Origin of the sequence: Mycobacterium shinjukuense, assembly GCF_010730055.1 — a bacterium.
Taxonomy (GTDB): Bacteria; Actinomycetota; Actinomycetes; order Mycobacteriales; family Mycobacteriaceae; genus Mycobacterium; species Mycobacterium shinjukuense.
In genome coordinates this window covers 3577262-3600401 of the sequence record NZ_AP022575.1, presented here as the reverse complement: position 1 = coordinate 3600401, position 23140 = coordinate 3577262, and the positions used below count along the sequence as shown (strand labels likewise).

Here is a 23140-nt window from a genome sequence, read left to right as displayed (position 1 = left end):
GAGGGGCTTTTGTGTCTGCTCGCGGGAATCAGTTCCAGATGCGCACCCGGCTGGCCGGATCCAGGTACAGCGCGTCGTCCTCGGCGACGTCAAAGGCTTCATAGAACGCATCGAGGTTGCGGACGACACCGTTGCACCGGAACTCCGGCGGCGAATGCGGATCCACCGCGAGCCGCCGGATCGTCTCGGCCTCACGCGATTTGGTTCGCCAGACCTGAGCCCAGCCGAAGAACACCCGCTGCACCCCGGTGAGGCCGTCGATCACCGGTGCCGGCTGGCCGTTCAGTGACAGCTGGTAGGCCAGCAGCGCGATGGACAGCCCACCCAGGTCGCCGATGTTCTCACCGACGGTGAACGCGCCGTTCACCCGGTGGTCGCCGTCGAGCGCACGCGGCGTATAAGCGTCGTATTGCTCGATGAGAGCTTTGGTGCGGGCTGCGAATTCGGCGCGATCTTCGTCGGTCCACCAGTCGACCAGGTTGCCGTCGCCGTCGTACTTGGCGCCCTGGTCGTCGAAACCGTGGCCGATCTCATGTCCGATCACCGCCCCGATCCCGCCGTAGTTGGCTGCGTCGTCGGCTTCGGCGTCGAAGAACGGCGGCTGCAAAATTGCAGCCGGGAAGACGATTTCGTTCATCCCCGGGTTGTAATAGGCGTTGACGGTCTGCGGTGTCATGAACCACTCGTCCCGATCGACCGGTCCGCCGAGCTTAGCCAGCTCGCGATCGTGATTGACCGCGTGACCACGCTGGCAGTTGCCATAGAGGTCATCACGGTCGATGACCAGCTTCGAGTAGTCCCGCCACGTGACCGGATAGCCGACCTTCGCGGTGAATTTGCCCAGCTTGATCAGAGCGCGTTCCCGGGTCTGCGGCGTCATCCAATCCAGTTCGCCGATGCTGAGCCGATACGCCTCCCGCAGGTTGTCCACCAGGGCGTCGATGCGGGCCTTGGCCTCGGGTGGGAAATGCCGCTGCACGTAGAGCTTTCCGACGGCGTCGCCCATCAGGTTCTCCACCAGCGACACCGCCCGCTTCCAGCGGTCGCGGATCCGCTCGGCGCCGGTCAGCCTGCGGCCGTAGAACTCGAAGTCCTCGGCGACCAGTTCACCGGTCAGCAACGGGGCGCGGGCGTGGATCAAACGCCAGCGTGCCCAGCGCTTCCAGTCTTCGAGCTCAACGCTTTCCCACAGCGCGGCGAAGGCGGTGAGGTAGTCGGGTTGGCGCACAACCAATTCGGAGATTGCCTGCGGCGTGCTGCCCAGTGCGGTCACCCAGCCGGCCCAGTCGAAGCCGGTCGCTTCGGTCTGCAACTGGGCGAAGGTGCGCAGATTGTAGCCAAGCTCGGCGTCGCGACGTTTGACCACGTCCCAGTGCGCGGCGGCGAGCTTGGTCTCCAGCGCCACAATACGGGCGGCATCCTCGGCGTGATCGTCACCGCTACCCCCCAACACCAGAGCGAACATCCGGGCGATGTGCCCCGGGTAGGCCGCCAGCACGCCGGCGTGCCGCTCGTCGCGGAAATAGGATTCGTCGGGCAATCCGATCCCCGACTGAGTGACATGCACCAGGTAGCGGGTGGAGTCCTTGGAGTCGGTGTCCACATAGAGTCCGACGCCGCCGCCCATCCCGGTGCGTTGCAGCGCGCCGATGGTGGCGGCCAGCGCCGCGCGATCGCCGGCGTGATCGATCATGGCCAGTTCGTCGAGCAGCGGTTGCACACCCCTGCGCTGCACGGTCTGCTCGTCAAGGAAGCTGGCGTAGAGGTCGCCGACGCGCTGCTCGTCGGTGCCGCGCGTGGCGCCGGATTCACTGACCTCGGTGATCAGGTCGCGCACCTGCACTTCGGCCCGGTCGAACAGGCCACGGAAGGCCCCGTCGGTGGCGCGGTCCGCGGGTATCTGGTATTCGGCCAACCAGCGGCCGTTGACATGACCGAACAGGTCGTCTTGCGGGCGGGCATCGGTGTCGACATGGCTCAAGTCGATTCCCGAGCGAGTGGCGGCATACGTCACCCCGCCATCCTTCCATCCGATTTCGGGTGCAACGATCGGGCCATGTCAGACGACGACGATTCGACGGGTGACTCCGGGGCGAAGGCCGGGTCACGGTCCGAATCCGCAGGCGGTGCGGTGTTCTCGAGTTACGGCGTCGCGTCGGCCTTTCTTGGCGTGTTGTCCGTCGCTGCGCTGGTGTTCGGTGTGCTCATCTGGTCGGCGCGCCGCGACGACGTCGGCGAGCGTGCCTATCTGACCCGGGTCATGCAGGCCGCCGCCGAATGGGCGAACGTGCTGATCAACATGAACGCCGGCAACGTCGACGCCAGCCTGCAGCGGCTGCACGAACAAACGGTCGGACAACTCAGCACCGACTTCGAGGCTGCCATGCAGCCCTACCGTCAGGTGGTGGGCAAGCTGCAGACGCACAGCACGGGTCGGATCGAGGCGGTGGCGATCGAAACGGTGCACCATGACCTGGACACCCAGCCCGGCACCGTGCGGCCGGTGGTGACCACAAAACTGCCGCCCTTTGCCACCCGCACCGATTCGGTGATGCTGGTCGCGACGTCGGTCGCCGAGAACGCCGGGGCCAAGCCGCAGCAGGTGCACTGGAACCTGCGGCTCGAGGTCTCTGATGTGGACGGCAAACTGATGATCTCCAAGCTGGAGTCCATCCGATGAGGAACGCGTGGCGGGTTGCCGCGTTCGACGTGATGGCACCGGTGGCGACGATTGCCGGGCTGCTGGCGATCGGGGTGGTGCTCGGCTGGCCGCTGTGGTGGGTATCGGTGTGCTCGGTGTTGGTGCTGCTGGTCGTCGAAGCGGTGACGATCAACGTCTGGCTGTTTCGACGCGATGCGGTGACCGTCGGCACCGACGATGACGCCCCCAGGCTGCGGTTGGCGGTGGTCTTCCTGTGCGCGGCCGCGCTCTGCGCGGCGGTGCTGACCGGCTACACCCGCTGGACGACGCCGGACCGGGAGTTCAAACAGGATGCCCGCACGGTGGTCCAGATCGGCTCGGGCATGGCCGAGGCGGTGGCGTCATTCTCACCGGGGGCCCCCCGCGCCGCGATGGACCGCGCGGCGGCGATGATGGTGCCGGAACGGGCGGGCGCATTCCGGGAGCAATACACCAAATCCAGCGCCGACCTGGCGCAGCGCACGGTCACCGCCCAGGCCACCACCCTGTCGGCCGGGGTCGAGGCCCTGGGTCCATCGGCGGCCAGTGTGGCGGTGATCCTGCGGGTTACCCAGACCGTGCCCGGTCAGCCCGCCAGCCAGGCGGCGCCAGCCGTGCGGGTGACGTTGACCAAACGTGGCGGTGACTGGTTGGTGCTCGACGTCACGCCGCTGGGCTCCCGTTAGCGGCAGCGCTCGCCGACATAACCCTGGCCCGGTGGGGTGGATACGTCGTTTCTGCTCGGGGCCAGGCGCCGGCCGCCGCCGGCGGCCACGCCCACTACACCAAACCGTTCGAACCGTTCTGACCGATCAACCGACCTCCAGCGCCGCCCATGCCGACGCTGCCCGGCACGGTGCCAGCGCCGGCGTTACCGCCGTTACCGCCATTACCGATCAACTGCGCGTCGCCGCCATTGCCGCCATCACCGCCGGAGGCTCCTGAATCGGTCTGTCCGCCAGCGCCGCCGTCACCGCCGGAGCCGACGAGCCCGGCCCTACCGCCAGCCCCGCCATCACCCCCGATGTTGAAGCCGGTACCGCCGTTGCCGCCGACCCCACCGTCACCGAGGAGCATGCCGGCGTGGCCACCGGCTCCGCCGCGACCTCCCCCGCTGACGCCGGCCCCGCCGGAGCCGCCGTTGCCGAACAGCAGCCCGCCGGCCCCGCCGGCGCCGCCAGCACCCCCATCTGCGCCGAACGCACCGGTGCTGCCGGTGCCACCGGTGCCGAACAGCCCGGCGCGCCCGCCGGCCCCGCCGGCACCCCCGGCGGAGTCGAGCCCGGAGCTGATTCCGCCGGTGCCGCCGGCACCGCCGGCGCCGAACAGCAACCCGCCGGCTCCGCCAGTCCCACCGGCCCCGGCGGCCACACCGGTAGCGGCGACCCCGCCGGCTCCCCCGGCGCCACCGATGCCGAACAGCCCGGCAGCCCCGCCGTTGCCGCCTTTTTGGCCGGTCGCACCGGAGCCACCGGCACCACCATTGCCGATCAAGATCCCGCCAGGCGCGCCGTCTTGCCCGGTTCCGGGGGCGCCGTTGGCGCCATTGCCGATCAGCGGACGCCCCAACAACGCTTGTGTGGGAGCGTTGACCAGGTTCAGCGCCTGCTGCAGGGGGGCGACGTTGGCCGCTTCGGCGGCCGCATATGAGTCCGCACCGGCGGTCAAGACGCGGACAAACCGGTCATGAAACGCCGTCGCTTGGGCGCTGGCCGCCTGATAGGCGTGCGCATGCACACCAACAGCGCGGAAATGGCCGTCGACACCTTGTCGGCGCCCGCGGCCAACAGCCGCGTCGTTGGGACGGCCGCGGCGGCGTTGGCCGCACTAATCGCCGAACCGATTGCGGCCACCTCCGAAGCCGCCGTGATCAGCGCCTCCGGCGCCGCGATGACAAACGACATATTGCGCACTTCTGAACTCACCGAACCCGGACCACCGACGCGTCAACGCCGATAAATTTCATCAGCGGATGATATCGAGGTCTGATCGGCAGATGCGGTGATTGGCGAAATCTGGGTTGGTTTGATTGATCGCCGACGGAACTGACAATGGCGCCCCGGCCGTCAGGTTCCGGGTAGTTCTGCCACCGTCGGCGTTTGCATGCCAGATCAATGGGATTGTGCCGAACGGGTGTTCTTCACCCGCACGAACCGGTCCGACAGCCGTCGCATCCGGATCATCAACGAGGCCGACGGGCTGAGGGTGCCGTTGAGGTAGGCGGCCAGGTCTTCGGCGCCAACGCCGATCCGGGACGCGAACTCCTGCTGGCCCAGGCCGGAGCGGTCCACGAGCAGCCGAACGTGGCGGGCCACCTCGGCTCGTTCGTCGGCCTCCAGCTGGGCGCGGGCGCGCTCCAGCACCTCCCACAGCGCCTTGGCGATGCCATACCGGGCGCCCTGGATGACCTCCTCGACCTGGCGGGCCGTCCGGCCATACGGGTCGCGTTTCAACGCGGCGGCGATGTTTTTCCAGGTGGCGATGTCGCCGCCCTCCAGCGCGACGCGGACGGCCGCGGTGGACCAGAACTCCACCGGCCGGTCGGGGTCGGGGTCGCCGGGCCGGTGCGGCGACGCGGACCGTCGATCGGCCGCCAACGTCACCTCGCCTCCTCCAGCATCGCTACGGCCACCGACAGGCAGCGCCGCCTGACCCCTTCCCAACCCGCCTTGGCATCGGAGCATTGCTCGTCGAGGTCAACCGGACGCGGATCCGCCAGCCGGCGAACCAGTTGGGTGGCCATCCAATGGCGGTTGGGTGGTTGACAACTGTAATACCTATCCATCCCGGCCAGCACCACCGCGGCGGTCTCGGGTTCCATCGTCTCGACCATGTCGGCGAATTCGGCAAAGTCCCGGCTGCTGTTACGGCACATGATCAGATAGCCCTTGAGGCGAAGCGTTTCCGCGCCGGTCGGAATCAACAGCCGGTCGCCGGTGGGCAGTTGGACGGTGCTGGTTTCCACCGGGCTGCGCCGCCGGCACGTCGAAGCCTCGGTCTGCAGCGCATCCAGGGCGACCGAGAGCCGCTCACGCCACACGGTGACCGGGTGAAGCCTGCGCTCACTCCCCGACAACGCCCGGGCCATCCCCTTGCGATGCGCCAGACCCACGACCTTGCTGGCCAGCGACCGGCGGCCGGTGCCGGTCGGCTCGCCCGCGGGGGCGGAGGCCGGCGCAGCCGCGGCCTCGCGTCGGCATCCGCTGAAAGCAAGCGGATCCGGGACGCAAACGGCGTCCGGCGCCAGGTGTTTGAGCTTGGCCGCCGACTTGAGCACCACCCGCAAATCCGCACCGGGGGCCGGCGCGGCGCGGAGATCGTCGGGAATGACCACCACATCGGCGAGGTTGGCCTTGGGAAGAGGCCGGTCGAAGTCGACCGATGGCAAGACGCGGGCCAGCCATCCCGGCAGCCACCAGTTCCACTTGGCGAACATCGCCATCAGCGCCGGCACCAACACCAGTCGCACGATGGTGGCGTCGACGGCGATCGCGACCGCGCAGGCCACACCGATCTCGGCGACCAGCGGCATACCGGCGAAGGCGAATCCGCAGAACACCGCGATCATGATCAGGGCGGCGCTGGTGATCGTGCGCGCGCTGGTGCTCACGCCATAGCCGACCGCGTCGCGGGTGTGGCCGGTTTGCAGGAAGCGTTCCCGGATTCGGGTGAGCAGAAAGATCTCGTAGTCCATGGACAACCCGAACGTCATCGCCAGGACCAGCGGGGGCACGGTGCTGTCGATCGAACTCAGCATCGGGAACCCGAGCCGCTCCCCCCAGCCCCACTGGAACACCATCACCAGGCCGCCGTAGGCGGCGGCGACCGACAGCAGGGTCATCAATACGCCCTTGAGCGCCAACAGGGCCGAGCGGATCGAGAGCAACAGCATGAGAAAGGCGATCACCGCGATGTAGGCCAGCACCAGCGGCTCGGTCGCCGACACCCGGTCATCGAAATCCTTGATCAGCGCGGTGGAGCCGCCGACAGATATCTGGGCGGAGCCAATGTCGGGAACCCTGGGTAGCTGGGTCCGCATCCAGTCCACGGTGTGCCGGGCGGCCAGGTCCTCGGGGTCCACCGATAGCACGGCGCTGAGCAGGGCGCTGCGGTTGTCGTCGGCGAACTTCGGCGGTGCCACCGAGGCGACGTCGGGTCCCGTCGTCATCAACTGGCGGATCGCGGCGAGGGTCTGGGCGTGTCCGGGCGAGGAGGAGTTGCCGTCGGGGAAGGTGACCAGTACGTGAACCGGACCCAACGCGCCGGGGCCCAGCGCCTGGGCGGCCGCCGCCACCCCGCCACGGATCTCGTGCGACGAGTCGAACTGGCGCAGCAGGCTGTTGCCCAACACCATCGACGTCGCCGGTGTCGCCATGGCGATCAGGATGGTGGACGCGGCGAACGCCGAAATCCAGGGCCGGCGCATGACCCATTCGACCCAGCGCATCCAGAACCGGGATTGGGTGCTTTCCGGCCGTCGCGACCAGTGCAGCAGCGCCGACCTCTGGGCCACCGCCCGGGAGAACGTCGCCAGCACCGCCGGTGTCAGGGTGGCCGACGTCAGCATCGCGACCGCGACCGCGAGAATCGCTCCGGTGGCCATCGACCTCAGGGCCGGGGTGTCGATCAGGTAGATACCGGTGAGTGAGGCGATGACCGTCATGCCGGACAGCACCACGGCGAGTCCGGAGGTGGCCATGGCCGCGTCCGTGGCTTCCGGCGGCTGACGGCCGCAACGCAGCTCCTCCCGGAAGCGCATCAGGATGAACAGCGAATAGTCGACGGCGAGCGCGATGCCGAACATCGACACCGTCGACGTGACGAACACCGACATCGTGGTGTGCATCGACAGCAGATAGACCAGCCCCATGGTGACCGCGACCGTGCACACGCCCAGCGTCAGCGGGATCGCCGCGGCGGCCAGCGAACCGAACACCGCGAGCAAGACGATCAAAATGATCGGCAGATTCCAGCGCTCCGCGTCGGCGATGTCACGCTTGGTGTTTGCCGCCGCCGCGGCCGAAAGGGCACCCTGACCGATGACATAGAGCCGCACGCGTCCGTTCGCCGTCTGCCCGGGCCGTTCACCGCGGACACCGACCCGTTCGCGCAGCTTCTTGGCTACGTCGCTGGTGCCGGCGTTGCGGGCGTCCAGTCGAAGCGACACCACATACGGCCGGTCGGGTTGCGGTGGACGCTGGGTGGGGTTGGGCGCTTCCGAGACGCCGGGTAGTTCGCCGGCGACCCGTCGCAGCTGCGCCACCGCGTCGTTGATGTCCTGGTAGCTGGCGTCGGCGCGGGGGGCCGCCACCAGGGCCAGCGTTGACGCGCCCAGGTCGGGGTATTGGGCCACCAGCTGATCGTGCACCAGCAGCGACTGGGATCCGGCGACCTCGAAGCCGCCGCCGGTCAAATTTCCCGATTGCGTCGCCGCCAAATAGATCGCCGGAACGAGCGCAAGCAACCAGCCTGTGAAGACAAACCAGCGGAACCTGCGCAGGCTGCGGCTCAGGCGCATCATGAACTGCTGGATCTCGTTCTCCCCGGATTCTCACGCAGTGGGCGCTGGCGAGCCTACCGCAGCGTGATGCGGCGTGGGTCGGCTCAACGGTTGCTGACCTGCAACGACTTGTTATCGACGACCGGGTGGATCGCTGGTTGGGAAGATCAGGCCGCGAACACGATCTGGTGCAGCGCCGAGAAGTCCAGTGGCTTGGTCAAGTAGCCATGGGCGCCGAGTTCGGCAGCCCGCCGGGTGTAAAAAGCACTGTCGTAGGCGGTGACGAGGTAGACCCGCATGGTAGGCCACCTGGCTCGCACCCGCTCGAGCAATTCCAGCCCATTCATCTCCGGCATCTCGATATCGCTGAAGATCAGCACGACATCGGGATCTTCCGTTTCGAGCACGTCAAGTGCCGCTCGGCCGGTCACGGCGAACCGCATGATCAGCCGGCCCGACCGGAGTTCACGGCGAAACCGCTGGCGGAACAGCGCCTCCATGTCGGCTTCATCGTCAACGATGAGCACATGAATCGCTTCTCCGGCAACCACCGCAACGTCGTTTCGGTACATACCTGGTCGGGGAACCGGTGTCCGCGGCGGGGCCGGTGCGCCCGTTCTCCTTCCTGATCTGCGATTGCTGGTCTGTGATTGCGACCCCAAAACGCTGGGAGCCGGGTGAGCGAATCGTTTTGCTGATGCGGTCAACCGTGTGCGGCGACGGTTCGGAAAGTGTGCGCCAATCGTGAAATGGCCTAGTCGCCGGCGTTTGGCAACGCGATCCCGAGTCGGCCCGCACCAGCCGGCGGCGGGCTAGCGGCTCGTTCGGTCGTCGCCGTCGCGCTCCGGGTCAGGCGGCCCTAGTGGAGGCAGCGGGCCCTGCAGGGCCGTATCGGCCGGATCACCGGCGGCCTCGCCGTTGGGTTGGCCCACCGGACGCAATCCTGGGTCGGTGGGCGGATCGTCGTTGTCCGAATCGGAGATGCTCTCGGTGCGGAACATGACGAAGAACACCGCCCAGCCAATCGCGGCGATAAACAGCCAGCTGATCAACCGGTAGATCAGCATCGCCGAGATGGCGTTCGGCAGGGCCATGCCGGCCGAAACCAGGCCCGGCACCAGCACCGCCTCCACCACCAGCAGACCGCCCGGCATGAGCGGAATGGTGCCGACCGCGCGAGCGGCCGCATAGGCGACGGTCAACCCGGCGACCGAGGCATGGTCGCCGGCGGCGTAGGCGGCAAAGCCTAAACATGCCACGTCGGCGATCCAATTGAACAACGACCAACTGAACGCCACGCCCAGGTCACGCCGGCCGAGGCTGACCGACTCCAGCTGAATGAGCGTCTGGCGCCACCTTTCCAGGCCGGTCTCGGCCGCCCTGCCGCGGACCGAGTTGACCCACGACAAGACCCGCCGGCCGATCCCTTCGATCAACTCCGGCCGCGACGCCACCGCCTGGGCCAGCAGCAACAAGGCGACGAACCCGCCCAGGGTGAACAGCAGCGAGAACGGGTTGTTCTTCGCGCCCAGGAAGAACGCGCCCCCCAACCCGAGCAGGGCCAATCCCACCGCCTGCAGCACACCCGACATCACCAGCTGCCAGGACGCCACCACCGTCGAGGCACCCCAGAGGCGTTGCTGACGCAGCAGGAACGTGGCCGACAACACCGGCCCACCGGGCAGCGTGGTGCTCAGCGAGTTGGCGGCATAGAAGGCGGCTTCCGACCGGAGTTGCTTGACGTGCACACCCGCGGACTTCAGCAGCGTGCGCTGGATCTGAGCGAAGCTATGCATCGAGGCGGCGGCGGTCAGCGTGGCAGCGACCAGCCACCACCAGTTGGCGTGCCACAAACTCGTCCAGGCCTTGGCCAGCTGGTCCCGCACCAGCGCCACCTCGACCGCCAACACGATCGCGACGATGCCCAGGACCACCCACCGCAGCCACCAATACTTGCCGCGCGGTACCTCCGCGCGCTGGCGCAGAAGTTTGCGGACGGCGGCATCATACGACACGTGGTTCAGGGTAACTGCGCAGGTGGCGCCGCGATCGCCGCGTGTCGCCGACTGTGTCGGCGTCGTGACCGGATTGTGCCAGCCACCGCGAATCCAACCCAGCCTGCCGCGATCCGGCGCCGGTGGTTGAGCCATCCGCGAGGTGCCGACCCCTCCCGGCTACGCTTGCCGGATGTCGATCGGTCTCGACGACGCTTCGGTGTCCCCCCTGGTCCGCAAGACCGCGGCGTGGGCATGGCGGTTACTGGTCATTCTGGCCGCCGTGCTGGCCCTGTTGTGGGTCGTCGACAAGCTCGAAGTCATCGTCGTGCCGGTGTTGCTGGCGTTGATGTTGAGCGCGTTGCTGGTGCCCGTGGTGGACTGGTTGGACCGACGGGGTTTGCCGCGTGCTGCCGCGGTTGCGTTGGTCTTGCTCGGTGGGTTTGCGATCCTCGGCGGGATCCTGACGTTCGTCGTGAGCCAGTTCATCGCCGGGTTACCCGAATTGGTTCAGCAGGTCGAGCACAGCATCGACGCCAGCCGCACGTGGCTGATCGAGGGGCCCGCCCATTTGCGCCGCCAACAGATCGACAACGCCGGAAACGCCGCGATCGCCGCGCTGCGCAACAACCAGGCGAAGCTGACCAGTGGTGCGCTGTCCACCGCGGCCACCATCACCGAGCTGGTGACCGCGGCGGTGTTGGTGCTGTTCACGTTGATTTTCTTGCTGTACGGCGGACGCGCCATCTGGCAGTACGTCGCCAAGATCGTCCCGGCCCACGTCCGGGACCGGGTGCACGCGGCGGGCCGCGCCGGCTACGGGTCGCTGATCGGGTACGTGCGGGCCACGTTCTTGGTCGCACTGGTCGACGCCGCCGGCGTGGGCGCGGGGTTGGCGATCATGGGCGTGCCGCTGGCCCTGCCGCTGGCCTCGCTGGTGTTCCTGGGCGCCTTCATCCCACTCATCGGCGCCCTGGTCGCCGGCTTCTTCGCGGTGGTGGTCGCCCTGCTGGCCAAGGGGCTCGTCTACGCGCTGCTCACCCTAGGTTTGCTGGTCGCGGTGAATCAACTTGAGGCTCATTTGCTGCAGCCGCTGGTCATGGGTCGCGCGGTGTCGATTCACCCGCTGGCGGTGGTGCTGGCCATTGCCACCGGCGGCGTGCTTGCCGGGGTCGTCGGCGCCTTGCTGGCCGTCCCGACGGTCGCGTTTTTCAACAACGCGGTGAAGGTATTGCTGGCCACGGATTCGGCCCCCGCAGCCGAGCGGGGAACGACCCCGGCGGCCAGCGTCGCGGCGAAACCCGACAACGCCGAGGACGCCGCTCGGGCTGCGTCCGAGGACTAGCGGCGCTTACGGGCACCGCTACAGGCGTCCCTCCCGGCGCAGCAGGTCCTGGGCGGACAGGCCGCCGCCCCCGCGGCGGCGCTGCCGGGGGGGCTCGGCCCCGGGGCCACCCGGTCCGCCCCGGGCGTTGAGCTTTCGGGTGGCCGCCTCGGAGTCGTCGTCCTCCGAGCGCTGGATCGGCAGGGCGGCGGTCTTGTCGGCCGGATCCGGTGCGGCGCCGGACTGGTTCCCGGGAAGCGGCATCGCCCGGGTCTGACCGGCGGACGGCGGGGCCGGTGATGCCGGGGGCGGCCCGGGTGGGGCGGTCGGTGGCATCGGTGTCGGCGGCCGCGTCGGAGCCGAGGAGGGCGCCGACACCACGGCGCCGCCCGGGCCGCGAGCTTCCGACGTTGGGGGCCGATTCCGCGCGCCGGGGTTGGCCGGCACCGCGAGTCGAGTGGTCGGCGCCTCGGTAGCGGGGCCGGGCCCGGCCGGGATCTGTCTGGTGTTCGCGCTCGACGGGCCGTTGCGAGCCGACCTGGTCGTCGGTGCGCTGCCCGAGCCGGAGCGGGTCGGGCGCGACGACTCGGGTGCGACCGGGTGAGTCGGGTCGCGCGGTGCCCGTGGGCCTCCGGCGGCAGTTGTGGCCACCAGCCCCGCCGTGACCGGGGGCCGCGCCGAACGCCCGTTGTCCGCGGGCCGCTTGCGTTCGTCGGGCAGGTTGATCTCGCCCAGCCCTATGCGGGTCTGCAGGCGTCGCATCCAGCGCGGCGCCCACCAGCAGTCGTCACCGAGCAGCTTCATCACCGACGGCACCAGGAACATCCGCACCACGGTCGCATCCAGCAGCAACGCCGCCATCAACCCGAAGGCCAGGTACTTCATCATCACCAGGTCGGAGAACACGAATGCGCCCGCGACCACGGCGACGATCAGCGCCGCGGCGGTGATGATGCGTCCGGTGGCGGCGGTGCCGATCCGGATGGCCTCCTGGGTGGACATGCCGCGTTCCCGCGCCTCGACCATCCGGGACACCAGGAATACCTCGTAGTCGGTGGACAGGCCGAAGACCAGCGCGATGATCAGCCCGATCACCGGGGCCGTCAGCGGTGTCGGGGTGAAATTCAGCCAGCTCGCGAAGTGCCCGTCCACGAAGATCCAGGTCAGGATCCCCATGGTGGAGCCCAGCGTCAGCACGCTCATCAGCGTCGCCTTGATCGGCAGCACCACCGAGCCGAACGCTAGGAACATCAACACAATGGTCGTGGTCAGCAGGATGAGCACCATCAGTGGCATCTTGGCGAACAGTCCGTGGATGGAATCCAGCTCCAGCGCCGGCGTGCCGCCGACGAACACCTCGATCCCCTTGGGCGGGGTGATCGCGCGGAGCTCCTCGAGCTTGCGTGCCGCGTCGGCCGGGTTGTTCAGCCCGTTCTGCAGCACGCGAACGGATGGGTCTTTGGACGCGCCCAGCGCGTAGGCGCGCTCCTGCCACATGTTCTCCGGGTTGTTGTCGGGCTCGATGAACCCGCTGATCGTCATCGCCTTGCTGCGGATGTCGGCCAGCTGCGCGTCGGTGACCGGCTGATGGTTGCTGGTCAGGATCACCAGTGTCAGCGGGTTGGTGCGGTATCCGGGGAAGAGGCTGTCGAACTGTTCCTGCGCCTGACGCACCGAGTTGGTCGGCGGCAGGTATTTCTCACTGATCCCGCCCAGGGACAGCTTGCCCACCGGGATGATCAGCAAGATCATGATGATGACGATCGGGGCGGCGAACAGCACCGGCCGCTTCATCACCCGGTTGACCAGCTTGCCCCAGAAGCCGGCCTCCACCTCTTCGCGGGTCTTGGTCCGCTGCAGACGGTCGGCCAGCCAGTTCAGGCAGGTGGCCGAGACCGTCCAGGTGCGCAGGAAGGGCACCCGGAACAGGGTCCGCACGCCCAACGCGTCGACGTGCTTGCCCAGGATCGCCAGGCAGGCGGGCAACACGGTGATGGACAGGATCGCCGACAGCATCACCGACGCGATGGTGGCATAGGTCAACGACTTCAGGAAGCCCTGCGGGAAGAGCAGCAACCCGATCGCCGAGGCGACGATCAGCACCGCCGAGAACGTCACCGTTCGCCCGGCGGTGATCACGGTGCGCCGGACCGCGGTCTCGGTGTCGTAGCCTTCCGCGATCTCCTCGCGGAACCGGCTCACGATGAACAACCCGTAGTCGATGGCGATCCCCAGACCGATCAGCGAGACGACGGGCTGGGCGAAGTAGTGCACCGGACCGAAGATCGCGATGAACCGCATGATCCCCAGCGCGCCGGCGATACACAGCCCGCCGACCATCACCGGCAGGCCGGCGGCGATCACCCCGCCGAACACGAAGAACAGCACAATCGCCACCAGCGGCAGCGCCAGCACTTCCATGCGCCGCTGGTCGGTGGCGATGGTGCCGGTCAGGGCCTCGGCCACCGGCTCCAGCCCGGCAAGCTTCACCGTGCCGCCGTCGAGCCGTTGCAGATCGGGTGCGACGGCCTTGTAGTTGTTGAGGATGGTGTCGTCGTCGTCGCCCTTGAGCGGGATGGACACGAACGTGTACTTCTTGTCCGGGGTGGTCATGCCCTGGACGACCGCGCTGGTGGTGTCGGGCGCCCGGAGGTAGCCGGCCCAGCCGAGCACCTCGTTGGGGTGGTCTTGCTGGAACCCGTTGAGCTCGTCGGTGATCTTCTTCGACCACGCCGGGTCGTTGACCGTCTTGCCGTCCGGGGCCTTGAAGATCGCGACGATGTGACCGGTTCGGTCGCGGCCGTAGACCTGGTCGCCGAGCACCGACGCCTTGACCGATTGACTGCCGTCGTCGTAGAAACCGCTCTGCGTGACGTGCTTGCCCAGGCTCAGCCCGAAAACCCCGCCGCCAAGGCACAGAGCCACCATGACCCCGATCACGATGAACCGGTAGCGGTACACAGTTCGACCCCACCAGGCGAACACGTGAACTCCTTACTGGATCGTTAGCGACCCGCGCAGTGCTGTTCGGTTTTCTCCACCCGTCGGTTGTCACACACGCGCGGTCAGCAGCGAGGACAACGGCCGGAACGGCTGCAGCCACGCCCCCTGCTCAGGTAGCGAATCAAGGCCGATTCGCGGGAGCGGCTCCCGGAAAACACCGGCAATGTCTTCCAGGTCGACGAACTCCAAGCTATCCGACGCTAGCGCCCAACTGGCGTGTTCACGAAATCCAAGCACTTGAACTGGGGTTCCGCCACGAGCGACGTCTTCGAGCGGTTGGCGGAATGCCTGACCGTCGGCTGAGGCCACCACCAGCGCCGCGAGCCCCTCGTTGTACCGCAGTTGGATATGCTGAACCATGTCGCGGTCAACGTCGCTGCCCTCGTCGATCTTCGGTTTGGCGAAAACCGCGAACCCGACGTTGCGCAGCGCGTCCACCCACGGCCGGACCACCTCGGCGCTGCCCGGGGCGATGTTGGTGAAGACGGTGGCCTCGGGTTCGACCGAAACGCCTGGACGGGCGGCCGCGACCTCCGCGGTGCGAGCCAGCAGCCAGCGGCCCAGGGCGTCGAAACGTGGTCGTTCCAGCGCGGTGGGCCGGCGGCCCAGGATCGAGCCCAGGCCCATGTCCAGGTTCGGGGCATCCCATACCAGCAGGACCCGTCCGATCGGAGTGGCGAAGCCGCCCAGGGCGTCCCCGGAAAGGACCGACGGCACCGCCGGTCGGGTCAGCGGGTCAGGGGTCGTGGTCACGTCTTCCGTCAGGCTCATGGGGTCGGTTATTTCTCTGTTCTTTTCCAGATCAACTCGGTGACGACGCTGCCCGCCTCCCGGGCTTTTGTCTCGTACTTGGTAGGGGGGCGGACGACGGAGATCGGCAGCGGCTCGGCTGCTGGGTCGACGCGCACCAACCGGGGCTCGGCGTCGCCGGCGGCGGCGATCTGCTCGGCGTAGCCGGGGTGGTCGGTCGCCGCATGCAGCACACCACCGGGGCGCAGCCGGTCGGCGATCAGCCCGATCGTGGCCGGTTGCAGCAGGCGGCGCTTGTGGTGGCGCGCCTTGGGCCAGGGATCGGGAAAAAACACCCGAACACCGCACAGCGAACCCGACGTGATCAGGGTTTGCAGCACGTCGACCGCGTTGCCGTGGATCAACCGAATGTTGCTCACCTGCTGACTGTCGATGGCACACAGCAGCTGCGCCAGCCCCCGCCGATAGACCTCCACGGCGATCACGTCGAGGTGCGGCTCGGCCTGCGCCATCACCAGCGTCGAGCGGCCGCTGCCGCAGCCGATCTCCAGCACCAGCGGCGCATCCCGGCCGAACCAGGTGCGGGTGTTCAGCGGTCCATCGCCCTCGGACCGGGCCGGCGTCGCGATGCCGAGCTTGGGCCACAGCCGCTGCCAGGTCTGGCGTTGGGCATCGGAGAGAGCGGCACGCCGGGTGCGAACGCTCGTGGTGGGCGGATACCCCGACCTGTCCCCGGACCTGTCGGGCCGAACCGCCATTCCGGGTTGCGCACGCATTGGTCCATGGTGGCCCATGAACGCCGGGTGTAGCCGCGTCTGGTCCAGATTGATACCCAACAGTTGCCTTCGGCTGGTAGCAGATAACTGCCTGGCTCGCGCGCCGGCGAGGCAAGTCCCATCATCGTGAGTGGACCAATCGACCGCCGGGCTGATCGGATGGGAGCGGGCAGGAGAGAGGGGGAGCAGATTTTCGTTGACGAGCTGGCACAGTTCGCCGGCAGGGTCGCTGACCGGCGGGTGCGGGAGCTGGCCGAGCGGGCCGCCGAACCGTTACGCGTGGCGGTTCACGGCCGGCCGGGAACGGGTTGCAGCACGGTGGCGCGCGCCTTGAACGCTGCGGGAACTTCGTCGGGCATCACGGTGACACCGCCTGGCTGCGCAGCCGATGTCGAGGTGTATGTCACCGTCGAGGTGATCAAACCCGAGGACCGCGACGCCGTGGCAGCTATCGCGGGCCAGGCCGGGCATCCCGTGGTGGTGGTGCTCAACAAGGCCGACCTGGCCGGTTTCGCCGGGACCGGGCCAATGGCGGCGGCGCACGCCCGCTGCGCGCGGTTCGCCGCGCTGCTGGGGGTACCCGTCGAGCCCATGATCGGGCTGCTCGCCGTCGCCGCGCTCGACGATGTCGATGGCTGCCTGGGCAAGGATTCGTGGGCCGGGCTGCGGGCGTTGGCCGCCCATCCCGGGGCCTCCGGCTGCCTGGACGGATCCTTTGACGGCTTCCTGACGGCGCAGCTTCCGGTGCCGACCACGGTCCGGCTGCGCTTGCTGGACACCCTGGACCTGTTCGGCATCGCGCTTGGTGTGGCCGCGGTCTGCCGGGGCGGGACCGCCGAGCAGCTGCGGGCGCTGTTGCGCCGGGTCAGCGGTGTCGACGCCGTCGTCGACAAGGTTGTTGCCGCCGGCGCCGAGGTGCGCTACCGCCGGGTGCTGGAGGCGGTTGCGGAGCTGGAGGCGTTGGCGGTCGCCGACCGGCGGCTCGGCGACCAGATCGGCGAGTTCCTGGCCAGCGACGACACCGTGCTGGCCCGGATGGCCGCCGCCGTCGACATGGCGCGCCTGGCGGGGCTGCAGCCCGAACCGGACACGGTGTCCGATGAGCCGGTCGTACATCTGGAGCGGGCGCGGCGATGGCAGCGCCACAACCTGGAAAACGGCGGGAGCGGTCCGGTGAGCGATGTGCGCCGCGCGTGCGGCGCCGATATCACCAGGGGATCGCTTCGGCTCTGGGCGCGGGCCGGCGGGGCCGGCAGGTCGCAGTCGGGGGAGAGGCGGTGATCGGCGCGGACCGTGATGATCCCGCCGCCCGGGTTGATGCGCTGGTGGCAGCGGTCGGGCCACGGCTGGGTGTGCCCGCCATCAACCGCCGCGAGGTGGTCCTGGTGACCGGCCCGTGGCTGGCCGGCGTCAGCGGTGTGCACGCCGCGCTGCGGGAACGGCTGCCGCAAGTCACCGTCGTCGAGGCGCAAGATCTGGCACCCGGCGACGCGCCGGTGGCGGTGGTGTTCGTGGTGTCCGCGGCGGCCCATCTGACCGAATCCGACTGCGCGCTGCTGGACGTCGCCGCCGAACACACCGACGCGGTGGTCGGCGTGGTGTCCAAGATCGACGTGCACCGCGGCTGGCGTGATGTGTTGGCCGCCAACCGTGACCGGCTGACCGCGCACGCGCCGCGTTACGGCCGGGTGCCCTGGGTGGCCGCGGCCGCGGCGCCCGACCTGGGCCAGCCGCGGGTGGATGAGTTGGTCGCGACCGTGCGGGAACGGCTCGCCGACTCCGACATCGCCCGGCGAAACAGGCTGCGGGCGTGGGAATCCCGGCTGCACGCCGCTGCGCAGCGGTTGGAGCGGGACGCCCGGGGCGCCGGTCGGCGCGCACGGGTGGACGCGTTGCGTGAGCAACGCAGCACGGTCCTGCGGCAGCGACGGCGGTCGAGGTCGGGACGCGCCATTGCGCTGCGGGGTCAGATCCGGGCGGCCCGGATCCAGCTGTCCTACTTCGCGCGCGACCGATGCGGGTCAGTGCGCGAGGAGCTGCAGCACAACCTCGCGGGTCTGTCCCGAAAGGCAGTGGCCGGGTTCGAAGCCTACGCCCGTGACCGGCTCGACGATGTGGTCGCTGAGGTGGCCGAGGGCGTCGCCGCACGCCTGGCCGACGTCGCTGGGGCGATGGGTGTGCCAGCGGAGTTACCGCCGCCGGGCACGCTACCGACGGTGGCCGTCTTCGCCCCGCCGCTGCAGTCACGGCGGCTCGAGACGCGGCTGATGGTGCTGTTGGGCGCCGGGTTCGGGTTGGGTGTCGCGATGAGCCTGAGCCGGCTGGTGGCCGGTGCGGCCCCGCGGCTCGCCCCCGGGCTGGCTCCCGCACTGGTCGCCGCCGGGATCGTGGCTTGCGTGGTGATCGGTGTGGTGGTGACCGCGGTGCTGGTCCGCATCCGCGGCCTGCTGCATGACCGCGCCGCGCTGGACCGCTGGGTGGGCGAGATGACCGCGGCGCTGCGGTCGGTGACCGAACAGTTGGTCGCCAGCCGGGTGCTGGTGGCCGAGTCGGTGCTGAGCACGGCGCTGAGCGCGCGCGATGAGGCCGAGCACGCGCGGGTGGCCGAGCAGGTCAGCGCGATCGACGGCGAGTTGCGCGCACACGCCGTCGCCGCGGCGCGCGCCGCGGCGCTGCGTGACCGGGAGATGCCGACGGTCCAGGCCGCGCTGGACGCGGTGCGTGCAGAGCTCGCCGAAACGGGTACCCCCAAGCGTGGTGTGGCTACCCGGGCCAACCCCGCGCCGACAGGGCAGCCAGGCATCGGCCGTATCGGCCAATCGGGCCCGCAGGGTCGCCCCTTGTGACCGTTTGCGAACTCTTCTGAATCGGTCCTGTGAGCAGGCTTATACCCGCCCGAGCCTTTCGTGCCAAGTGAGGCACGATAACCTGGACAAAAGCTGAACGTGTCAACGGTTGTGCGGGCGAATGCCTACGCGACACCTATCCGACCACCGATACCTAGCCGATAGCTACGCAGAAGAATTCAGGAGAGTTCGATGACCTCGACGACCATCCCCGGTTTGGACACCGCGCCGACGAATCACCAGGGGCTGCTGTCTTGGGTGGCCGAGGTTGCCGAGCTCACCCAGCCCGACCGGGTGGTGTTCACCGACGGTTCCGACGAAGAGTTCCAACGGCTGGCCGACCAGTTGGTGCGGGCCGGCACCTTCACCCGGCTCAACCCGGAAAAGCACAAGAACTCCTACCTTGCGCTGTCCGACCCCTCCGACGTCGCCCGGGTGGAATCCAGGACGTTCATTTGTTCCGAGCGTGAGATCGACGCCGGCCCCACCAACAACTGGATGGACCCGGGCGAAATGCGCTCCATCATGACAGCGCTGTACCGCGGCTGCATGCGTGGCCGCACCATGTACGTGGTGCCGTTCTGCATGGGCCCGCTGGGCGCCGAGGACCCCAAGCTCGGGGTGGAGATCACCGACTCCGAATATGTCGTGGTCTCGATGCGCACCATGACCCGCATGGGCAAGGCCGCCCTGGAGAAGATCGGCGACGACGGGTTCTTCGTCAAGGCGTTGCACTCGGTGGGTGCCCCGTTGGAGCCGGGCCAAAAAGACGTTCCCTGGCCCTGCAACGAGACCAAATACATCACCCATTTCCCGGAGACCCGCGAGATCTGGAGCTACGGCTCGGGTTACGGCGGCAACGCGTTGCTGGGCAAGAAATGCTACTCGCTGCGGATCGCCTCGGCCATGGCTCACGACGAGGGCTGGCTGGCCGAGCACATGCTGATCCTCAAGCTGATTTCGCCGGAGAACAAGGCCTACTATTTCGCGGCGGCGTTCCCGTCGGCATGCGGCAAAACCAACTTGGCGATGATTCAGCCGACCATCCCGGGTTGGCGTGCCGAAACGCTCGGCGACGACATCGCCTGGATGCGGTTCGGCAAGGACGGCCGGTTGTACGCGGTCAACCCCGAGTTCGGCTTCTTCGGGGTGGCGCCGGGCACCAACTGGCACTCCAATCCCAACGCCATGCGCACCGTCGCCGCGGGCAACACGGTGTTCACCAACGTCGCGCTCACCGATGACGGTGACGTGTGGTGGGAAGGACTGGAAGGGGATCCGCAGCACCTGACCGACTGGAAGGGCAGGGAGTGGACGCCGGAGTCCGGCGAGAAGGCGGCGCACCCGAATTCGCGGTACTGCACGCCGATGTCGCAGTGTCCGATCCTGGCGCCGGAATGGGACGATCCGCAGGGCGTGCCGATTTCGGGGATTTTGTTCGGCGGCCGCCGCAAGACGACGGTTCCGCTGGTCACCGAGGCGCGTGACTGGCAGCACGGCGTGTTCATTGGGGCCACCCTGGGCAGCGAGCAGACCGCCGCGGCCGAGGGCAAGGTCGGGGCGGTACGGCGTGACCCGATGGCCATGCTGCCGTTCCTGGGCTACAACGTCGGTGACTACTTCCAGCACTGGATCAACTTGGGCAAGAACGCCGACGAGTCCAAGCTGCCCAAGGTGTTCTTCGTCAACTGGTTCCGCCGGGGCGACGACGGCCGCTTCCTGTGGCCCGGCTTCGGCGAGAACAGTCGGGTGCTGAAGTGGATCGTCGACCGCATCGAGCACAGGGCGGGCGGCCGGACCACCCCGATCGGCACCGTTCCCGCCGTCGAGGACCTGGACCTGGACGGGTTGGACGTCGACCCCGCCGATGTGGCCGCGGCGCTGACGGTCGATGCCGAGGAGTGGCGGCAGGAACTGCCGCTGATCGAGGAGTGGCTGGAGTTCGTCGGCGAGAAGTTGCCCACGGGTGTCCGCGACGAGTTCGCCGCGCTGAAGGAGCGCCTGGCCGTGTAGCGTCCGCAGCCGGCTACAGCCCGCCCCGGGCCACAAGCTGTCGGGCGATCACATTGCGCTGAATCTCGTTGGTGCCTTCGCCGACGATCATCAGCGGCGCGTCGCGGAAGTAGCGCTCCACGTCGTACTCGGTGGAATAGCCGTAGCCGCCGTGGATGCGCATGGCGTTCAGCGCGATCTCCATCGCGACCTCGGAGGCGAACAGCTTGGCCATGGCGGCCTCCATGTCGCAGCGCTGGCCGCTGTCATAGCGCTCGGCGGCATAACGGGTCAGCTGCCGGGCGGCGGTGAGCTTGGTCGCCATGTCGGCCAGATAATTGCCCACGGCCTGATGCTTCCAAATGGGCTGGCCGAAACTCTGCCGCTGCTGGGCATAGGCGAGCGCGTCTTCGAGCGCGGCCGTGGCGACCCCAAGGGCGCGGGCGGCCACCTGGATCCGGCCCGTCTCAAGGCCCTTCATCATCTGCGAAAAGCCTTCGCCCACACGGCCGCCCAGCACCGCCGCCACCGGCACCCGGACGTCGTCGAACGACAACTCGCAGGCCTCGACGCCCTTGTAACCCAACTTGGGCAGATCCCGCGACACCGTCAGGCCCGGCGCGTGCTCGACCAGCACGATCGACATCCCCTTGTGCGGCGGCGTGGCGTGCGGGTCGGTCTTGCACAGCAACGCGATCAGCCCGGAATGGCGTGCGTTGCTGATCCAGGTTTTGGTGCCGTTGATCAGCAACCCGCCGGAGCCGTCCGGGAGCGCACTGGTCGACATGTTCTGCAGGTCGGAGCCCCCGCCCGGCTCGGTCAGCGCCATGGTGGCCCGTAGCTCGCCGGTGGCCATCGCCGGCAGGTACGCCCGTTTCTGCCGCTCGGTGCCGAACAGCGTGAGCAGCCGGGCGACGACGGTGTGTCCGCCCATCGCGCCGGCCAGGCTCATCCACCCGCGCGCCAGCTCCTGGGTGACCTGCGCATAACACGGCATCGACACCGGCGAGCCGCCGTACTCCTCGTCGATGGCCAGGCCGAAGATGCCGATGCGCGCCATCTGCTCGATCCACGCCTGCGGGTAGGCGTTGGCATGCTCGACCTCGCGGATCGTTGGTTTGACGTCGCGGTCGATGAACGCCCGCACCGTGGCCACCAGCATCGCTTCGTCATCGTTGAGTTGACCGCTCACCATTGCCATTGTGATCGACGGCCTGCCAGCATGGGGCGTTGTGGCGAGCGGGTATGCGGGCATCCGCGCGGGCGGGCCCTACTTCGATGACTTGGCCAGGGGCCAGGTGTTCGACTGGGCGCCGGCGGTGACGCTGTCGTCGGGGTTGGCCGCCGCCCATCAGGCGATCGTGGGTGATCGGCTGCGGCTGGCCCTGGACGCCGACCTGTGCGCCGCGGTGACCGGCGCCCCGGCGGCGCTGGCGCATCCGGGCCTGGTGTGCGATGTGGCGATCGGACAGTCGACGCTGGTGACCCACCGGGTCAAGGCCAACCTGTTCTACCGCGGCCTCAGGTTTCACCGCTTCCCGGTGATCGGCGACACCCTGCGCACCCGCACCGAGGTGGTGGGGCTGCGGGCCAACGCGGCCAAGCCGGGCCGTGCGCCGACGGGTATGGCGGCGCTGCGGATGCAAACCATCGACCAGGCCGATCGGCTGGTGCTCGACTTCTACCGCTGCGCCATGCTGCCCGCCAGCCCGCACTGGCGTGCCGAGGTCGACGCCGCCAGCCGCACCGACGAGCTGTCCACCATCGGCGCCGACGCGGCGCCACCGGCGGCCGATCCGACCGCGCACTGGGACGGCGAGGCCTTCCGGAGTCGGGTGCCCGGTCCGCATTTCGCGGAGTTGGCCGACGGCATTGCCGGCTCGGTGCTGCCCAGCACCGCCGACCTGGTCAGCAGCGCGCCCGAACTGGCTCGACTGACCCTGAATATCGCTGCCACCCATCATGATTCGCGGATCGGCGGCGGACAACGATTGGTCTACGGCGGGCACACCATCGGGCTGGCGCTGGCGCAGGCGACCCGGCTGCTGCCCAACCTGGCGACCGTGTTGGCCTGGGAGGCCTGCGACCACACCGGGCCGGTGCACGAGGGCGACACCCTCTACAGCGAGCTGCGCGTGGAGACCGCCGAGACGCGCGCCCATGGGGGTGTGCTGGGGTTGCGGTCGCTGGTGTACGCGGTCAGCGGCTCGCCGGACGGACCGGACCGGCGGGTGCTGGACTGGCGATTCAGCGCGCTGCAGTTCTAACCCCGTGG

Annotated in this window: 16 protein-coding genes and 1 pseudogene; 7 read left to right on the top strand and 10 right to left on the bottom strand. The window is 68.6% G+C overall.

Annotation, left to right across the window (positions count from 1 at the left end; all coding sequences use genetic code 11):
• Nucleotides 1-28: 28 nt before the first annotated feature.
• Nucleotides 29-2014 carry a M13 family metallopeptidase gene (locus G6N20_RS16210; protein WP_083045785.1) on the bottom strand — a complete coding sequence of 662 codons (1986 nt, stop codon included), beginning with the start codon at nucleotides 2012-2014 and terminating at the stop codon, nucleotides 29-31.
• A gap of 42 nt (nucleotides 2015-2056) precedes the next feature.
• Between G6N20_RS16210 and G6N20_RS16205 the strand changes: the two genes are divergently transcribed.
• Both G6N20_RS16205 and G6N20_RS16200 read left to right on the top strand, forming a co-directional pair.
• Nucleotides 2057-2680, top strand: coding sequence for a hypothetical protein (locus G6N20_RS16205; RefSeq protein ID WP_083045784.1), 624 nt, complete (start codon nucleotides 2057-2059; stop codon nucleotides 2678-2680).
• Complete coding sequence (locus G6N20_RS16200; protein ID WP_083045783.1) at nucleotides 2677-3366, top strand: hypothetical protein; 690 nt, start codon at nucleotides 2677-2679, stop codon at nucleotides 3364-3366. The genes G6N20_RS16205 and G6N20_RS16200 overlap by 4 nt, the downstream gene beginning before the upstream one ends.
• A gap of 103 nt (nucleotides 3367-3469) precedes the next feature.
• Here G6N20_RS16200 and G6N20_RS20800 read toward each other — a convergent pair.
• From G6N20_RS20800 to G6N20_RS16170, 5 genes and pseudogenes are all read right to left on the bottom strand, one after another.
• Nucleotides 3470-4584 (bottom strand): annotated as a pseudogene (locus G6N20_RS20800) (PE family protein); the annotation flags it as partial.
• 207 nt (nucleotides 4585-4791) lie between these two features.
• Nucleotides 4792-5283 carry a transcriptional regulator gene (locus tag G6N20_RS16185; protein WP_083045782.1) on the bottom strand — a complete coding sequence of 164 codons (492 nt, stop codon included), beginning with the start codon at nucleotides 5281-5283 and terminating at the stop codon, nucleotides 4792-4794.
• On the bottom strand, nucleotides 5280-8201 hold the full coding sequence (locus tag G6N20_RS16180; protein WP_083045781.1) for an MMPL family transporter: 2922 nt from the start codon (nucleotides 8199-8201) through the stop codon (nucleotides 5280-5282). The genes G6N20_RS16185 and G6N20_RS16180 overlap by 4 nt, the downstream gene beginning before the upstream one ends.
• Nucleotides 8202-8347: 146 nt before the next feature.
• A complete protein-coding gene (locus G6N20_RS16175; RefSeq protein WP_197745482.1) occupies nucleotides 8348-8731 on the bottom strand; it encodes a response regulator in 384 nt (127 codons plus the stop codon).
• Nucleotides 8732-8992: 261 nt separating this feature from the next.
• Nucleotides 8993-10195 carry a lysylphosphatidylglycerol synthase transmembrane domain-containing protein gene (locus G6N20_RS16170; protein WP_083045833.1) on the bottom strand — a complete coding sequence of 401 codons (1203 nt, stop codon included), beginning with the start codon at nucleotides 10193-10195 and terminating at the stop codon, nucleotides 8993-8995.
• 172 nt (nucleotides 10196-10367) lie between these two features.
• Between G6N20_RS16170 and G6N20_RS16165 the strand changes: the two genes are divergently transcribed.
• A complete protein-coding gene (locus G6N20_RS16165) occupies nucleotides 10368-11519 on the top strand; it encodes an AI-2E family transporter (RefSeq protein ID WP_083045779.1) in 1152 nt (383 codons plus the stop codon).
• An 18-nt stretch (nucleotides 11520-11537) separates the two neighbouring features.
• Here G6N20_RS16165 and G6N20_RS16160 read toward each other — a convergent pair whose 3' ends face one another.
• From G6N20_RS16160 to trmB, 3 genes are all read right to left on the bottom strand, one after another.
• Nucleotides 11538-14483 (bottom strand): MMPL family transporter, encoded by a 2946-nt coding sequence (locus tag G6N20_RS16160; protein ID WP_083045778.1) that lies wholly within the window; start codon nucleotides 14481-14483, stop codon nucleotides 11538-11540.
• Between the two features lie 66 nt (nucleotides 14484-14549).
• Nucleotides 14550-15272, bottom strand: a complete 723-nt coding sequence (locus G6N20_RS16155; protein ID WP_083045777.1) for an NYN domain-containing protein — start codon at nucleotides 15270-15272, stop codon at nucleotides 14550-14552.
• An 8-nt stretch (nucleotides 15273-15280) separates the two neighbouring features.
• The gene (gene trmB / locus G6N20_RS16150; protein ID WP_083045776.1) at nucleotides 15281-16045 is read right to left on the bottom strand and encodes a tRNA (guanosine(46)-N7)-methyltransferase TrmB; all 765 of its coding nucleotides are present in this window, start codon (nucleotides 16043-16045) and stop codon (nucleotides 15281-15283) included.
• Nucleotides 16046-16186: 141 nt separating this feature from the next.
• On the opposite strand from trmB, the gene G6N20_RS16145 reads away from it, so the two are divergent.
• The 3 genes from G6N20_RS16145 (at nucleotide 16187) to G6N20_RS16135 (ending at nucleotide 20886) form a co-directional block, all read left to right on the top strand.
• Nucleotides 16187-17308, top strand: a complete 1122-nt coding sequence (locus G6N20_RS16145; RefSeq protein WP_083045775.1) for a hypothetical protein — start codon at nucleotides 16187-16189, stop codon at nucleotides 17306-17308.
• Nucleotides 17305-18873 (top strand): hypothetical protein, encoded by a 1569-nt coding sequence (locus tag G6N20_RS16140; protein ID WP_232065362.1) that lies wholly within the window; start codon nucleotides 17305-17307, stop codon nucleotides 18871-18873. The genes G6N20_RS16145 and G6N20_RS16140 overlap by 4 nt, the downstream gene beginning before the upstream one ends.
• A 192-nt stretch (nucleotides 18874-19065) precedes the next feature.
• The gene (locus tag G6N20_RS16135) at nucleotides 19066-20886 is read left to right on the top strand and encodes a phosphoenolpyruvate carboxykinase (GTP) (RefSeq protein WP_083045774.1); all 1821 of its coding nucleotides are present in this window, start codon (nucleotides 19066-19068) and stop codon (nucleotides 20884-20886) included.
• Between the two features lie 13 nt (nucleotides 20887-20899).
• Here the strand turns inward: G6N20_RS16135 and G6N20_RS16130 are convergent, their stop codons facing one another.
• Nucleotides 20900-22060, bottom strand: a complete 1161-nt coding sequence (locus G6N20_RS16130; RefSeq protein WP_083045831.1) for an acyl-CoA dehydrogenase family protein — start codon at nucleotides 22058-22060, stop codon at nucleotides 20900-20902.
• Between the two features lie 37 nt (nucleotides 22061-22097).
• On the opposite strand from G6N20_RS16130, the gene G6N20_RS16125 reads away from it, so the two are divergent.
• Nucleotides 22098-23132 (top strand): MaoC family dehydratase, encoded by a 1035-nt coding sequence (locus G6N20_RS16125; protein ID WP_083045832.1) that lies wholly within the window; start codon nucleotides 22098-22100, stop codon nucleotides 23130-23132.
• Nucleotides 23133-23140 lie beyond the last annotated feature (8 nt).